The sequence below is a fragment of the Burkholderia sp. PvR073 genome (assembly GCF_054055695.1).
The window spans coordinates 574,437-590,370 of record NZ_JBSRXO010000001.1; the positions used below are offsets into that span (position 1 = coordinate 574,437).

Sequence of the window (15,934 nt, forward strand, 5' to 3'; positions counted from 1 at the left end):
CTGATGAAAAAGCTACTCGTCGCGCTGGCCGTCAGCGCGTTCGCCGCCGGCTGCGCGGTGCAGCCCGCGCAGCATCCCGCGCTGCACGATTCCGTTCAATCGCTCGCGCCCGCCGCGTGGGACACCGACGTGCCGCGCGCGGACATCGACGCTGCCGCGTGGTGGGCGCGGTTCCACGATCCCGTGCTCGACCGGCTGATCGCGACCGTGCTCGACGGCAACCTCGATCTGCAGGCCGCCACCGAGCGCGTGAAGCAGGCGCAGGCGCTGACCGTGCAGAAGCGCGCGGCGCTGCTGCCCGAACTCGACGCGACCGCGCATGCGTCCGACGCGCGCCAGAACACGCCGCCGCCGCTCGGCTACGTGCGGCAGGCCGGCATCGGGCTCGCGCTGAGCTGGTCGCCGGACGTGTTCGGCGGCGAACGGCTCGACCTGCTGGCCGCGCAAGCCGAGCTGGTCGGACAACAGCATGCGGAAGATGCGATACGGCTCGCGCTCGCGGCCGATGCGGCGTCCGCGTACGTCGACCTGCGCTGGGCGCAGCAGGAACTGAAGATCCTGCAGGACAACGCGGCGATCCGTCAGCATGCGCTCGAGCTCACGCGCAAGCGCCAGGCGTTCGGACTGTCGACGGAACTCGACGTCACGCGCGCGCAGAACCAGCTCGATGCGCTCGAAGCGCGGATTCCGCCGACGCAGGCGCAGATCGCGCATCAGCTCAACCTGATCGCCGTGTATTCGGGCCGCACGCCCGAGTCGGTCGACCGGCTCGTGCTCGCGCAGGGCGGCGCGATCCCCGCGCCGCCAGCCGGGTCGCCCACCACGCTGCCTTCGCAGGCGCTGCTGCGACGGCCCGATGTGCTCACTGCTTACGCGCAGGTCGAACGGCGCGCGGCGCAGGTCGGTGTCGCGAAGGCCGAGCGGTATCCGAAGTTCTCGCTGAACCTGGCGGACGGGATTCTTGCCGCGTCGTACCTCGGGTTGCCGACGCTGACCGACAACCTGTTCAGCGCGGCGTTGAGCGCGACCAGCCCGATCTTCAACGCGGGGCGGATCACGGCCGACATCACGCAGAGCGAAAGCCGGATGCGCGAGTCGGAACTCGGTTTGCGGCAGACGATGCTGCAGGCGCTGCGGGAAGTCGAGGATGCGCGCGCGAACCTCGTCAGCAGCGATGAAGCGACACGGCGGCTCGACAGCGCGCTCGCGGCGTCGAACAAGGCGCTCGGGCTGGCGAATCAGCTCTACAAGGGCGGCGCGACGGATTTTCTGGATGTGCTGTCCGCGCAGGAGGTCTATCTGCGGGACTCGGATGCGCTCAATCAGGTGAGGCGCGAGCATGCGCTGGCCGCGGTCGCGTTGTATCGGTCGCTTGGCGGTGGATGGAGCAGGAACGATGCGGCGGGCGGGACGGACACGCAAGCCGTGGCCGTCGCCGTCGCGAAGGACTGACCGCGGCCACCCTGCGACGCCGGCGCCGTGGCCCGTGCATGCACGGGGTGCCGGGCCGGCGGCGCGATCAGCCGGCGTCGGGCCACCGGTATCCGATCACCTCGCTCAGCGGATACGCGAGTTCACGCACCTCGTCCAGCTGATTGCCGCCGAACAGATGCACGTGCTCGTCGTCATGACGCAGATAGAACCCGACGTGGCCCTTCCAGCTCGCGGGATCGTCGCGCGTCAGGATCGCGATGCAGCCGTACACCGGGCGCTTCAGCGGCCGACCCCACTCGAGCCACGAACGCGCGAGCGCCGACCCCGTGCCGCGAATGCCGGCATGCGTCATGCACCAGTTGACGAACGACGAGCACCACGAAATCTTGTCGTCGTAGCCGACGAGATTCGTGTGGTTGTTGTATTCGACGATGCGCGGATTGATGCTGCCGGGCGGGAAACGGCGGATGCCCAGCTCGGCCAGCGCGACGGACATCCACGGCGGATGACCGGATTGCGGATTGCCCTCGGGGTTCGATCGGATCACGACGGTCTCGGCTTCGGTGGTCGGACGGAGGGTTAATCTTCGCATGAATGTGGCGGCGTGATGCCACCGCTTCGTGAACAGCCGCGATACCCGGCCGCCGTCGTCGAACCGATTTTCGACATAGGCGCGAACAATGTGCCGGATTTTTCCGCCTTCGTGCGAATTCCGCATTCGGGATGCGAGCCATTCCGCGAGATCGACTACCATCTGATCAATCGTCGATCTCCAGAACACCTCCTCCGGAAAGGGCCACGCGCCATGACTACCCGCTCAGACGGCACCTTGTCGTCCGGCATCGCCGACGCGTCGAATCAATCAAGACAGGGCACCGGTGCACAGCCGCGCGTCATTACGCTACCGGCGCATCTTCGGCAGATTCCATCGTGTGATGGAATTCCCGACCTGTTCAATACCTATCTGATCAATATCGGCTTCCTGCTGTTTTTCGGCACGATGTTCGTCGGGCTGCTCACCGCGCCATTCGGCGATGCGTCTTTCGCGCGAGGCGGCTTCATTGGATTCGTTTTGTGGCTCGGCATATTGGGCTGCCTCGCGTGGGCGGTGGTCATCGTCATTCGGGCCATGAGGAATACTGGCGGCTGGTTTCATGTGGATGCAACCGGCTTCCGATATGGCATCGGCAAGCGCTCGAATGCGGCAGCCCTGCAGCAGGAACGGCACATCGAATGGCACGAAGTCGTACCCAGCGAGGACCTGCGCTGCGACGTCGAATACGACACGGCATCCCGAGTGACCATGAGGCCGGCGAGTTTCCAGTTCTGGCGACGCGGTGCCAAGCGCGAACCGGCGACGCGATTCACGCTGCGCACGAGTCTCGTGGATTACGACGCCGACAGTGCCATCCGCTGCGTTCGCTTCAAGAATCATCACGAACTGCTCGTCGCGCTGCTGTGCGGCCTGGCACATCAGGGGCTGCGTTTCAATCCGGGGACGTTCATCGCCGCCGGGATTCACCCTGAAACCTGGCAGCCGCTCGCAACAGCACGACGCCCGGCCATGATCGCTTTTTCGATCATCGGCGCGCTCGGGCTTCTCGCCTTCTGGGCATGGGGGCGCATGTCGCTGCCCTTTTCGCTGGCGATCCTGATCGTTTCCTTCGTGTATTACTGGACCGAGGGCAGGTACGCTTTATCGCCGGATATCAAGCACTATCCGCGCGATCCGATCGTGTTCCGCATCGACGACGACGCTCCGGCTAACGACGCGAAATCGTAACGGACGGGGCGGCCGGGCGCGAATCGCGTCGGTTTGCCCGCCGCCATTCCGAGACTGCTCCGCATCGCGCCGAAGCAGCCTCGTCGCCCCCCTTCCCCTCACTCCACCGTCACCGATTTCGCGAGATTCCTCGGCTTGTCGATATCCGCACCGCGCAGGCACGCCGCGTGATAGGCGAGCAGCTGCAGCGGCACGACGTGCAGGATCGGCGACAGCAGCCCGTAGTAATCCGGCATCCTCAGCACCGACACGCCGTCGCTGTTGTCGATCCGCGTATCGGCATCGGCGAATACGTAAAGCTGACCGCCGCGCGCCCGCACCTCCTGCATGTTCGACTTGAGCTTCTCGAGCAGCGCGTCGTTCGGCGCGATCGTCGCGACCGGCATCGTGTGCGTCACGAGCGCGAGCGGCCCATGCTTCAGCTCGCCGGCCGGATACGCTTCCGCGTGAATATACGAAATCTCCTTGAGCTTCAGCGCCCCTTCGAGCGCGATCGGGTAATGCAGCCCGCGCCCCAGAAACAGCGCATTCTCGTGCCGCGAGAACTCCACCGCCCAGCGCTCGATCTGCGGCTCCAGCGCAAGCACGTCCTCGAGCGCGTCCGGCAATCGTCGCAGTTGCGTCGCATAGCGGGCGAGCTGCGCATCGTCGACATAGCCGCGCAGCCGGCCCAGCGTCACCGCGAGAATGAACAGCGCGACGAGCTGCGTCGTGAACGCCTTGGTCGACGCGACGCCGATTTCCGGGCCCGCGCGCGTCAGGAACCGCAGGCTGGTCTGACGCACCATCGCGCTGGTCGGCACGTTGCAGATCGCGAGCGTGTCGACATGACCGAGCGCCTGCGCGTACTTGAGCGCGGCGAGCGTGTCGGCGGTCTCGCCCGATTGCGACACGCTGACCACCAGCGTATTCGGCAGCGCGAGCGCGTCGCTGTAACGGTATTCGCTCGCGATCTCGACCTGCGCGGGCAGGCGCGCGATCGTCTCGAGCCAGCGGCGGGCAGTCAGGCCGGAATAGTGGCTCGTGCCGCACGCGAGGATCAGCACGTTGTCGATCTGCTCGAACGCCCGCGCGGCATCCGGGCCGAAGGCCGCCGGATCGAACAGCCCCGCATCGGGAATGGTCGCGGCCACCGCCTGCGGTTGCTCGAAGATTTCCTTCTGCATGAAATGCCGGTACGGCCCGAGCTCGACCACGCCCTGCGTCGACGAGACGGTCTGGATCGGGCGATCGACCGGCGTGCCGCCGCGCTCGAGAATTCGCACGCCGCCCGGCGTCAGCTCGACGATGTCGCCTTCCTCGAGAAAGATGAAGCGATCGGTGATGCCGGCGAGCGCGAGCGCGTCGGACGCGAGAAAGCATTCGTCGTCCTTCAGGCCGACGACGAGCGGCGAGCCGACACGCGCGCCGATCAGCCGCTGCGGCTCATGCTTGCTGAACACCGCGATCGCGTACGCGCCGTGCAGCTGCGACGTCGCATCGCGCACGGCAGCGAGCAGGTCGCCGCGATACTTGCTGTGGATCAGGTGGGCGACGACCTCGGTGTCGGTCTGGCCGTCGAATTCGTAGTGCTCGTCGGACAGTTGCCTGCGCAACGCTTCGTGATTCTCGATGATGCCGTTGTGCACGAGCGCGATTTCGTCGCGCGAGAAGATCGGATGCGCGTTGCAGGTTGCGGGCGCGCCATGCGTCGCCCAGCGGGTATGCGCGATGCCGGTGGTCCCGGACAGCCCGGCGCTGCGCACGTGCGCGTCGAGATCCGCGACGCGCGACACGCTGCGTTCGCGGCGCGCGTGGCCGTCGACGACGGTCGCCACGCCGCATGAATCGTAGCCTCGATATTCGAGGCGGCGCAAACCTTCGATCAGAATCGGAACGATGTTCCGTTGCGCAACCGCGCCGACGATGCCACACATGAAACGCCTCCTTCCCTTTGTCCGTTCATGAACCGTGAGCCGAACCGTGCGCCATTGCGTCAGCGCGATCCGGTCACCGTGACCTCCGCCGTCGTCAACCCGCATTTGGCAGGCACGAGCGGGTCGGTCATCCTGCTTTCGAATGCCAGGTACAGTGCCTCCTCCAGTACATTCCAGTGCGCGCCGTGACGGTATGGTCCCGAGCGCGCATACCAGCAGGCGACGGTGCTCCAGTCATTCATCTTGTATGCGACCAGCGCGATCAACCCCCACGGGAAATCGGAGCCGGCGAGTTGCGTCCAGGTCTTGCCGTACTTCTGCATCCACTGCGCATAGATCCTGTCGTTCGACTGGTCGGGCACCTGGACGCCCGACAGGAGCGGGAAAATCTGCGCGACTTTCGACGGATAGAAGCTCGCGTCGCTGATCTTCTGCGTGCTCGCGCGAAAGCCGGATTGCGTGCCGCGCCAGAACACCTTCACGATCGCCGACGCCAGCCGGTCGGCGCGCTGGCTCCACGGCGCCGCATGCGCGGCGTCGGCGCGGCGCACGTAATACGCGGCGAGCGCCTGGAACGCGCTGTGCACCTCGACGTTGTCCATCAGCAGCGCCACCTGCGGCGACGACGAGATCTGATAGACGCCGCTCGTCTTGTCGAGCAGCGTATCCAGGTGCGCGCCCGCGCGGTTCAGGCTAAGCTCCCACGCGGCCGGCATCCCGTCGGGCGGCGCGAAGCGCGCGAGCAGTTCGATCCAGCTCGCCATCATCGCGTCGTCCGCGTCGGCTTCCGCGCACCGGTTCGTCAGCCCGTCCTTCACGCAATAGCGGTCGAAGCCGCCGTCCGGACGCTGGCGCGGCAACAGCCATGCGATCCATGCAAGTGCCGACCGACGGGCGTCCATCCGCGTATCGGCCGCGGCAAGCAGGGCCTTCGCCGCAAAATAAGGATCGATGCCGGCCCCGTTCAGGCGCACGGTGATCGCGCCGTCCGGGCGTTGATACAGCCCGTTGAGCCGGAGTTCGGCGGCGCCCGCGTGCAGCACGGAGCAGCACGCGGCGACGCAGCAGGCAACGCGCCACGCATGGCACCGCCTGACGGTGGCCGCCACGCACGCGCGTGCGGCCGGGAAAAGCGCGGGCCAGTTCATGATGTGGGGCTCCTGCGCGGTAGTCCTGCGCAATCGTCGGACGCGGCGTTGGCCGCGTCGCGTCCGGCGAACAACATATCGACGGTGTGGTTCGGGGCACCTGGGTGCGCGTGGCACCGAGTCGTAGTCGGAACGATGTCCCGTTGTGCGGCCGCGCCGACGATTCCACATATGACGCGTCTGCCTCCCGGTTCCGTTCATGGACCGGCGCCGTCGCGCCAGCGCGATCCGGTCACCGCTCTCTCCGCCGTCGGGACACGCGTGTCACTCCTGAAACTAGCAAGGGGCGAGCCATGAATCGCCGCGCCCCGTCCGGCAAGGGCCCGTGAGTACTCGATCGACACGCTGCGGATCCGGATCGCATGTTTTTGATTCACCGCCGAATCAACGGTCGCGCTCCGGCGGGGATTCCCCTTGCAAGACACGAGCACCGCGCGCAGCGCCATTCCGGGAAGCCAATCGCTGCGGACAGGCTATCCATCGCTACTGTCGGGCAAGTACCTGTGCGCCTCGCGTTGCAGATCGACAGCCATCGCGCCGATATGTCAGCCCGCTCCGGGCGGGCGTTTCAGATGCGCAACATTTCGCACCCGCCGAGTCTGACGATGCGCACGACGCGATGCCTCGGGGAAATCCTTTGTGCGGAAACAATGCAGGAGAGCAGACGATGTCCCACCCATTCCTATACAGAAATCGCATCTCAAAGTGACTCATGGGATCTGCAAGGTCGCCCGCGCTTGGATCGGCAGCGCGTCGCGCGACGCAAGCTGCCGTGCTTCCAATGACATGACCGGATCGATGTCGCGAACGGTCGGATGTTTACCCGCGTCGGGGCGGCGCGCGGCGATCGCGCTCGTAGCAATTGTGAAACGTTCCGCGGCAATCCGCGTTTGCGAAGCGACGCGGGCCCGCTCGCAGGGCCGCTGGTTTGAATATTGCTCTATCCGTAGCAGGGACAGGTACCGGTGCGCCGCGACGCGGTGACGTACGCAACCTGACCGACAGACGTCGCGATCAACACATCGAGGAAAGCTCATGACGTGATTGACGATGCAAGGTGCCGGCCAGCGTGCTCGCATGCGGGCATGGGACGACTCGCCTGCATGGATGCCCGACGCCAGGCGCCGGGTCCCCCGGCGCGAAGAAGCTCAACGAGGATAACGATGAAAAAGATCTTGCTTGTGTTCGGGACTCGGCCGGAAGCCATCAAGATGGCGCCGCTCGTCCGCGCGCTGAAGGCGCGCCGGGATGTCGACGCCAGGGTATGCGTCACCGCCCAGCATCGGGAAATGCTGGATCAGGTCCTGACGTTGTTCGGCATCAAGCCCGACTACGATCTCAATCTGATGCGTCAGAGCCAGACACTGACCGACGTGACGACCGGCATTCTTCAGGCGATCGGAGTCGTTTTCGACGACTTCCGTCCTGACGTCGTCCTGGTGCACGGCGATACGACCACGACACTGGCCGTGAGTCTCGCCGCGTTCTACCGCTATCTGCCGGTCGGACACGTGGAAGCGGGTTTGCGCAGCGGCGACATCTGGTCGCCGTGGCCGGAGGAATTGAATCGCCGCGTGACCGACGCGGTGTCGTCATGGCATTTCGCACCGACCGGTCAGGCTCGCGACAACCTGTTCAGCGAAGGCATACCGGTGGGTGCGGTCGTGATGACCGGCAACACCGTGATCGATGCGCTGCACGACGTCAAACGGATGCTCGATCACAATGCCGAGCTCAACGACACGGTCGCCGCGCACTTTCCGTTTCTCGAACCGTCGCGTCGCGTCGTGCTGATCACCGGCCATCGCCGCGAAAGCTTCGGCGAGCCGTTCCGGCATTTCTGCGAGGCGCTCTGCGCGCTCGCGAACCGCTATCACGATGCGCAGTTCGTCTATCCGCTGCACATGAATCCGAACGTGCGCGAGCCGGCGCGCGCGCTGCTCGGCAGCGTGCCGAACATTTATTTGATCGATCCCCAGGAATATCTTTCGTTCGTATTCCTGATGTCACGCGCGCATTTCATCATCACCGACTCGGGCGGCATCCAGGAGGAAGGGCCGGCGCTCGGCAAGCCGGTGCTCGTCACGCGCGACACGACCGAGCGTCCCGAAGCGATCCAGGCCGGCACCGCGCGGCTCGTCGGCACGGATCAGGAACGGATCATCTGGGAGGCGTCGCGACTGTTCGACAGCGAGCGCGCGTATGAGGAAATGTCGCACGCGAGCAATCCGTATGGCGACGGTCATGCAAGCGAGCGAATCATTCATGCACTGATGCATATTCCGGGGGCGACCGCGAAGACGACGAGCTTTTCGACGGGCGCCGCGGAAATGCCGTTCAACCCGCTCACACTGGGGTTGCAGGCGTTGCGCTCGCGTTGACGTCGATCATTGGACGGCATGCCGACGGTCGGCGACGCGTGACGTCGCCGGCCGTCATTCGTCACACGTGAACCACCGTCCATCGCCGTCGAATCGCACCGTACAACCGGCGAGCGCCGCCGTCCGCTATCGGACCACCGCATCGGCCATCGATTGCGCCTGCGCAATCAGCCGCGGGTAACTCCGCTGGGACGCCACCTGTTTGGCGAAACACGCCTGCCGCGCGTCCTCGGGCACGCGCGCCGCGCTGCACGCCGCGATCGGGCGCAGCGTCACGCTCTTCCAAAGGATGTACACCCGTTGGCCCTGCCGGACCGACACGGCCAGCGTGTTCGGCCCCTCCGGCACGCCGTCCTGGCTTTCGCCCAGCAGCAACGCCTTCACGACGCCGTCGGCCGGCTGCCGCTTGACGGGCAATTCGGCGAAGCGAAACGCCGCTGCGTCGTCGCCGAACACGTTCGTGTAAAGCGCTTCATGGTCGAACATCGCGGCGACGTCGTCGGTCGGCTTGATGCCGGCATCCGCGGTACCCGCCCAGGCCTTCAGCAGCGCAACCGTCGTCACGACGAGATTCGTCTTGCCGTCCTCCGACTTGAAGGACAACCCGTCCGGCCCCGGCGGCATCCCGTCGACGGGGCCGACACTCTGCACGGTGCCCTCCGACTTCGCGGCAAACCCTTTCGCCCGGACCGTGCCGATCAGCTTGGCGAGCCGTGCATTCACGTCGGCCGTGTACTGCTTGTCGAGCGCCGCCCGATCCTCCATCCGCGCCGCCGCCAGGCTCGCCGCGGCCTGGTTCCGATAGGCAAGATACGACTCCGCCGGCGATGCGATCACCTTCGCCCCGACCGCGGCAAGCAGCGCCGCGACCACCACCACCCCCGCCCCGATCTTCAGTCTTGATATGCGCTTCATTTTTTATGACGTTACCGAACCCCGCGCCGACAGCGAAAACGGCTGCCGTCATCCCGCGACAGCCGTCCCTCAGAAACGCTTCATTCTAACGTCGCGCGCGCTTCATTCATCTACCTTGAATGCCGATACCAGTCGCGTCAGTTCCGCCGCCTGCTGCTTCAGGCTCTCCGCGGCCGCCGCGCTTTCCTCGACCAGCGCCGCATTCTGCTGCGTCATCTGATCGAGCGACTGCACCGCGTCGCCGATCTGGTCGATGCCCGCGCTCTGCTCCAGGCTCGCCTCGGCGATCTCGCTCATCATCGCGCTGACGCCCTGCACCTGCGACACGACATCGCGCATCACCTTCCCCGCCTCGCTGACGAGCCGCGAGCCGGTGTTCACCGTGCCCGCGCTGTGCTCGATCAGCGCCTTGATCTCCTTCGCCGCCTGCGCGCTGCGCTGCGCGAGGTTCCGCACTTCCGCCGCGACGACCGCGAACCCGCGCCCCTGTTCGCCGGCCCGGGCCGCCTCGACCGCGGCATTCAGCGCAAGGATGTTCGTCTGGAACGAGATGCTGTCGATCATCACGATGATCTCGGAGATCCGTTGCGAAGCATCGCTGATCTGCTCCATCGTGGACACGACTTCACCGACGACCTGCCCGCCGCGCGATGCCGTATCGGATGCGCCGGTGATCAGCTTCGCGGCGGTCGTCGCGGTTTCGGTGTTGTTGCGCACGACCGCCGTGATTTCCTCCATCGACGAAGCCGTCCGCTCGAGGTTGCTCGATTGCCCTTCGGTGCGCTCGCTGAGATCCGCGTTGCCTGACGCGATCTGCGCGGAGCCGGTCGCGATCGACGCGGACGCCGCGCGGATCCGGTGGACGAGCGTCGACAACGACGACACGAAGCGGTTGAACGCGTCCGACAACTGGCCGATCTCGTCCTCGCTCTCGACCGTCATCCGGCGCGTCAGGTCGCCCTGGCCGCTCGCGATCTCCGACAGCAGCGTCGCCGCGCGGCGGATCGGCGCGGCGATCGCGCGCCCGACCAGCCAGATCACGATCAGCGCGACGCCAAGGCCCACCACCGCGGCGACCAGCGCCGCGCTGCGAATCGCGCGCGTCACCGGGCCGAGCAGTTCGGCCTGCGGCACTTCGACGACCACGTACGCATTCAGCTCCGGAATAAACGACGTCGCGATGAAGCGCGCACCGCCGTCGCCGTCGTAGCTCAGATGTGCATACGGCTTGCCGGCCAGCAGCGTCGACGCCGCGTCGCCAGGCAGGCCCGGTTCGTCTTTCAGGAAGTGCTTGCCGTCGATCAGCGACGTGTCGCGATGCATCATGATCGCGCCATCCGGCCGCACGAGGTACGCGAACCCGGTCTCGCCGATCCGGTACGCGGCGATGCCCTTCGCGAGCGCATCGACGGACAGGCTCATGCTGGCCGCGCCGATCGGCGTGCCGTCGAGCTCCACGCGGCTGTTGATGAACATCATGTAGCCGCCGAGCGTGACTTCGCGATCCATGTTCACGTCGAACGCCTTGCCCGCCGCGAGGAAGTTCGTCAGCCACCGATCCTGGTCGGTGACCTTGCGCTGCAGGCCGCCTTCGTTGTAGTAGTTGCCGCTCTTCACCGACACCCACTGCACGGATGCTGCCTTCTGCTCGTCCTTCACGTTCTTCGCAAGCTGGATCCAGTTGCGCGTGCCGGCGTCGGGCTCGCCGTCGGCTTCCCATTGCAGCAGGAACGCATCGCGCGCGAGCTGGCGCGACGCGGCGATCGGTCCGGCCATCTGCCGCTGCACGTCGGCGCGGATGCCGCTGACGGCCGTCGGCAGCTCTTCGCGGACGACGCGATCGCGCACCGCGTGACCGATCAGGCGGACGCTCAACCCGCTCGAGATCGCGACGAACACGAGCAGGCAACTCGTCATGCTGAGAATCAGCTTGTTCTGAATGGACAGCTTGCGCCAGAAATGCATGGGGAACCCTCGATAACCGCTCGGTCTGAGCCAGCTTGGGTTATCGGCAGGCACGCGCGAAATCGCATCGCCGATTTCACATGTCCGTCATGCGGGATCCGATATGTCGTCGCCGGGCGGGCGTGGCGGCCCGCCGCGCGTCGTGCGTCGTGCGTCGTGCGTCGTGCGTCGTGCGTCGTGCGTCGTGCGTCGTGCGTCGTGCGTCGTGCGATCAATATGCGACGAAGATCGTCACCCGGCGGTTGCGCGCCCGCGCGGGCGCATCGTCGCCGGCGACGAGCGGCTGCGTGTCGGCTCGCCCGATCGCCGCGAGCCGATGGGGCGCGACGCCGCGCTCGGCCAGATAGCGCACGACGCTGCCCGCCCGCGCGGATGACAGCTCCCAGTTCGATTCGTATTTCGCGTTCGCGATCGGCGCGCTGTCGGTATGCCCCTCGACGAGTATGTCGCCGGTCGCATGCTCGCTCAGCGCCCGCGCGATCTCGCTCAGCACCGGCGTCGCGTCGGGCAGCAGGCGCGCATCGCCGACGTTGAACAGGATCTTCGCATCGATGCCGATCTCGATGCCGTGCGGCGCCCGCACGAGCGAGATGCGGCCGTTCGTCTTCAGCGCATCGAGCGAGGCCAGCCACGCCGGCGCGCGCTCGGGTGTCGCAGGTGCGGCCGCAGTCACACTTGCCGCACCGCCGTCGTGCCGCGCGAGGGTCTGATATCGCGCATCGAGCGCGTTGTATTTCGCGAGCTGCAGCACGTACAGCGCGAGAAACAGCACCATCAGCGTCGTGATGAGGTCCGCGTAGGAAATCAGCCAGCGTCCGGACTGCGTGCCTTCCGCTTCATCGTCGTCGCGGTCGGCCGCGGCCGAGGCCGCACGCGCGCCGTCAGTTCGAGCCGTCATGTCGAAGCTCCCGGTGCGTCATGCGAGCGACTCCGCCGCGCGGCCGCGCACGTCGCCGGTCAGCCGCGTTTCGATCGTATGCGGCGACTCCTTGCGCGAGATCGCGAGCAAGCCGTCGAGATACAGCTTGCGAAAACGCAGCTCGCTGTCGATCTGCGCGCGCAGCTTGCCGTAGAGCGGCAGGAACACGAGGTTCGCGAACGCGAGGCCATAGAGCGTCGCGATGAACGCGACCGCGATGCCCGGTCCGAGCTGCGCCGGTTCGAGAATGTGGCTCGTCACCTGGACCAGCCCGAGCACCGAGCCGAGAATGCCGAACGTCGGCGCATAGCCGCCGGCCTGCTGCCACACGCGCGCGGCCGCGAGCCGGCTGCGCTCGTAGGCGTCGAGCTCGCGGTGCAGCGCGTCCTCGAGCACGGCGGTCGACACGCCGTTCGCGAGCAGTTCCAGCCCGCGCCGCGCGAACGGATGAATGCCGCTCACGTCCATCGATTCGAACGCGAGCAAGCCGTCGAGCTTCGCGCGATCGCCCCACTCCAGCAGGTCGGTCAGGTGCTTGCGATCGACTTCCTGCGCGCGCACGAACGCGAGCCGCAACTGCTTCACCGCATCGAAGAAGCGCACCCACGTGTTCTGGATCATCACCGCGCCGAGCGTGCCGCCGAGCACGATGACGAGCGCTTCGAACTGGAACAGCGTCGAGAAATGCCCGCCTTCCAGCGCGAAGCCGAATACGATGGCCGCGCCGCCGAGCACCACGCCGGCCAGGGTCAACAGGTCCATATGCGTCTCCGTCGGATCGTGTGTTACGCGTCGGATGCAGCCAAGGGCGCGGACGGCGCTGGCGCCTTGGCAACACGCACGGCATCGAGCACGCGCTGCTCGATCTCCTCGATCTCGATCGGATCGAGCTTGAGCTCGCGACGCATCACCCACGACACTTCGTTGCGCCGCGCCTCCGTCATCACGGAGAACAGCTTGTCGGCCACCGCGCGATCGTTGAGGCTCGCGATCAGCTTCGCGAGATCGTACGTGTCGAATGCGCTGATCACGTCGAACAGCGTGCGCTGATCGACCCACACGATGTCCTCGAGCGCGCGCACGTCGCCGCCGGCGCGTGGGCTGCGGCGCGAGAAATACGCGACGCCTTTCTGTTCGACGTAGCCGAGCACCTTCGACTTGCGGAACGCGAACACCTCGTCGGCGATTTCGCCGTGCGACAGCTTGTTGAGCAGCAGCTTCCGGTCGACGCCGATCAGCGCTTCCAGATCGGCCAGCTCGATCAGCTCCAGCTCGCTGTTGATCGACAGGTCGAGATCGTGATCGGCGACCTGCTGCGCGCGATCGATCACGCGCGCGGCATCGAACGTGACGACCTGGCGCGCATCCGACGAACCCGCGTAATCGGCCGCGCCGGCATGGTCGGCCTGCGCGGCTTCGATCGTGACGAGATTGAGCTTCTCCATGCGGTGCAGCATCGCGAGCACGTGCGGGCGCGAATGGCCGGCGATCGCGCGACAGCGGCGGATCACGTCCGCGAGCGGCACCGACGTTTCCGCCGCATGCGCCTGCATCGGCCGGCGCGACCACGCGTCGTCCGTGGCGCGCGTGTCGGCGCCCGCCATCAGCGACAGCACGTGCGCATACGACAGCACGCCCGGCATGAAATCGGCGTGCGTATAGGTCGCGAGCTGGTCGTCCTTGCGCTTCACGCGCCGGATCATCGTGCGCACGACATGACGCAGCAGCGCGGACACGTGCTCGATCTCTTCGTCGAGCACCGCGGCCGGCACGACCGTGAGCTGACAGAACGACAGCGCCTTGGCGGTATGCGCGCGAGGCTCGGCCGCGAGCAGCGCCGATTCGCCGAAGAACTCGCCGCGCCCGAGCGTCGCGACGACGACGCGCTTGTCTTCGCAGCGCGTCGACAGCTCGACCTTGCCGTCGGCGATCAGAAAGATGACGGGCTCGCCGGCGAAGCCCTCCGAGTAGATGATCTCGCCGGGCGCGGCCGTGCGCGTCCATGATTGCTGACGGTTCAAGTCGATTCCCCTGCTGCGCTGGTTATTGCGGACTGCACGTCGCATGTCGCATGCATGCCATCGACAGTCGTCCCCGTGCCCGTTTTAACGTCATCGCGCCGCGCATCCTTTAGCGAATTCCTGCTCGTTTTTGCTGAAAATCAAGGTGAAACGTTTGCGAACGAATGCGCATCGTCGAACGAATGCGCATCTTCGGAAGATTCCTCGATGCATCCGCCTGCCGTACGCCCGGCCGACCGACAGACAACGCGACGATGCGTGGGACGCGCAACGGTACAACGACGGAATTCGCCGTTCGGTCGGCCCGTCAGGATCGCTTCGGGATGCTGCCTTTATCTCGCGACAGCCCCGCTCGGGCGACTGCTGCAGCGCGGCATTCGGCCCCTTTACTTCGCCTATTGTCAGATAATTACCTTTTATTTTCGTCTAAAATCGCGCTTCTTCTTACCTTAGGATGGAATGAAGTTTTGATTAAACTGACGAAAACTATCTCGCGCACGGCCGTTGCCGCATGCGTGGCGTATGCGGGGCTGATGCCCCTGTCCCAAACGGCCAGCGCCCAGGTCGAACCGCTGAAGAATCCGGTCTACGGCGTCACGCTCGACGACCTGACGAAGCTCGATGCGATCGTCGCGTCGCTCCAGAACCTGCCGTACCGACCGACCGTGCGTGTCGTGTTTGATCCGGGCACGTCGGCCGCCGACTACTACGCACCGCTGCTGCGCCTGCACGCGGTCGCGTATGTGATGGGCGAGGTCTACGATTCGTACTATTTCCCGACGGATCTCGCGACGTACAAGGCGCGAACGCAGGAACTGGTGTCGCAGTTGAAGAACACCGTCGACGTGTGGGAAATCGCCAACGAAATCAACGGCGAATGGTTGCGCAACGACCCGAGCGGCACGAATACCGTGGTCAATTCGCAAGAGCAGCAGATCGGCCAGATGGTCGCCGCGGCCAACACGATCGTCAAATCGAACGGCGGCAAGACCGCGATCACGCTGTACTACAACGACGACAGCAAGGGTAACAACTGTTGGGAGAAACCCCAGGATTACTGGAAGACCTGGCCAACGGCCTTCCTGCCGGCAACGGTGCGCCAGCAGGCGGACTACGCGCTGTTCAGCTACTACCCGTATCAGGATTGCACGGGGCTGAATCCCTCGTGGAATAGCGATTTCGCGGCGCTCGAAAACATCTTCCCGAATGCCAAGGTCGGCTTCGGCGAAATCGGCACGTCGCAAATTTCCGCGCCGGCGTCGGTGCAGCAGAACCTGATCAAGACGTATTATCCGATGGTCAACAGCATGAACGATCCGCGTTTCATCGGCGGATTCTTCTGGTGGAACTACGCCGAACAGATGCTCCCGTATTCGACGAGCTCCTACTTCCAGTTGTTGCGCCAAACCATCATCACGCTGAAGTCGCCCAACTGATCGGGCTCATCCACGA

The 15,934-nt window shown here is 65.7% G+C and carries 12 protein-coding genes; 4 read left to right on the plus strand and 8 right to left on the minus strand.

Translation table 11 applies throughout. The features are described 5' to 3' along the window. Positions 1-3 precede the first annotated feature (3 nt). Positions 4-1,452, plus strand: coding sequence for an efflux transporter outer membrane subunit (locus ACVK00_RS02485; RefSeq protein WP_284891232.1), 1,449 nt, complete (start codon positions 4-6; stop codon positions 1,450-1,452). Between the two features lie 67 nt (positions 1,453-1,519). On the opposite strand, the gene ACVK00_RS02490 is transcribed toward ACVK00_RS02485, so the two are convergent. Then, complete coding sequence (locus ACVK00_RS02490; RefSeq protein WP_228910052.1) at positions 1,520-1,930, minus strand: NlpC/P60 family protein; 411 nt, start codon at positions 1,928-1,930, stop codon at positions 1,520-1,522. A 309-nt stretch (positions 1,931-2,239) separates the two neighbouring features. Here ACVK00_RS02490 and ACVK00_RS02495 point away from each other — a divergent pair, with 309 nt between their 5' ends. Beyond that, positions 2,240-3,217 carry a hypothetical protein gene (locus tag ACVK00_RS02495; protein WP_284891230.1) on the plus strand — a complete coding sequence of 326 codons (978 nt, stop codon included), beginning with the start codon at positions 2,240-2,242 and terminating at the stop codon, positions 3,215-3,217. A 98-nt stretch (positions 3,218-3,315) separates the two neighbouring features. On the opposite strand, the gene glmS is transcribed toward ACVK00_RS02495, so the two are convergent. Further along, entirely contained in the window at positions 3,316-5,133 is a 1,818-nt protein-coding gene (gene glmS / locus ACVK00_RS02500; protein ID WP_284891229.1) for a glutamine--fructose-6-phosphate transaminase (isomerizing), read from the minus strand. 59 nt (positions 5,134-5,192) lie between these two features. Then, positions 5,193-6,281 carry a hypothetical protein gene (locus tag ACVK00_RS02505; protein WP_228909285.1) on the minus strand — a complete coding sequence of 363 codons (1,089 nt, stop codon included), beginning with the start codon at positions 6,279-6,281 and terminating at the stop codon, positions 5,193-5,195. Positions 6,282-7,444: 1,163 nt separating this feature from the next. Between ACVK00_RS02505 and wecB the strand changes: the two genes are divergently transcribed. Continuing rightward, positions 7,445-8,662: a non-hydrolyzing UDP-N-acetylglucosamine 2-epimerase gene (wecB, locus tag ACVK00_RS02510; RefSeq protein WP_284891228.1), complete on the plus strand. Its 1,218-nt coding sequence runs from the start codon at positions 7,445-7,447 to the stop codon at positions 8,660-8,662. Positions 8,663-8,788: 126 nt separating this feature from the next. Here the strand turns inward: wecB and ACVK00_RS02515 are convergent, their stop codons facing one another. From ACVK00_RS02515 to ACVK00_RS02535, 5 genes are all read right to left on the minus strand, one after another. Next, the gene (locus ACVK00_RS02515; RefSeq protein ID WP_284891226.1) at positions 8,789-9,577 is read right to left on the minus strand and encodes a hypothetical protein; all 789 of its coding nucleotides are present in this window, start codon (positions 9,575-9,577) and stop codon (positions 8,789-8,791) included. Between the two features lie 102 nt (positions 9,578-9,679). Next, positions 9,680-11,542, minus strand: coding sequence for a methyl-accepting chemotaxis protein (locus ACVK00_RS02520; protein WP_284891225.1), 1,863 nt, complete (start codon positions 11,540-11,542; stop codon positions 9,680-9,682). A gap of 211 nt (positions 11,543-11,753) precedes the next feature. Further along, positions 11,754-12,440: an OmpA/MotB family protein gene (locus tag ACVK00_RS02525; protein ID WP_228909278.1), complete on the minus strand. Its 687-nt coding sequence runs from the start codon at positions 12,438-12,440 to the stop codon at positions 11,754-11,756. Between the two features lie 18 nt (positions 12,441-12,458). Next, positions 12,459-13,223 carry a flagellar motor protein gene (locus ACVK00_RS02530; RefSeq protein ID WP_284891224.1) on the minus strand — a complete coding sequence of 255 codons (765 nt, stop codon included), beginning with the start codon at positions 13,221-13,223 and terminating at the stop codon, positions 12,459-12,461. A 23-nt stretch (positions 13,224-13,246) separates the two neighbouring features. Continuing rightward, the gene (locus tag ACVK00_RS02535; RefSeq protein ID WP_284891223.1) at positions 13,247-14,482 is read right to left on the minus strand and encodes a Crp/Fnr family transcriptional regulator; all 1,236 of its coding nucleotides are present in this window, start codon (positions 14,480-14,482) and stop codon (positions 13,247-13,249) included. A gap of 533 nt (positions 14,483-15,015) precedes the next feature. Here ACVK00_RS02535 and ACVK00_RS02540 point away from each other — a divergent pair. Continuing rightward, positions 15,016-15,918 carry a hypothetical protein gene (locus ACVK00_RS02540; RefSeq protein ID WP_284891222.1) on the plus strand — a complete coding sequence of 301 codons (903 nt, stop codon included), beginning with the start codon at positions 15,016-15,018 and terminating at the stop codon, positions 15,916-15,918. Positions 15,919-15,934 lie beyond the last annotated feature (16 nt).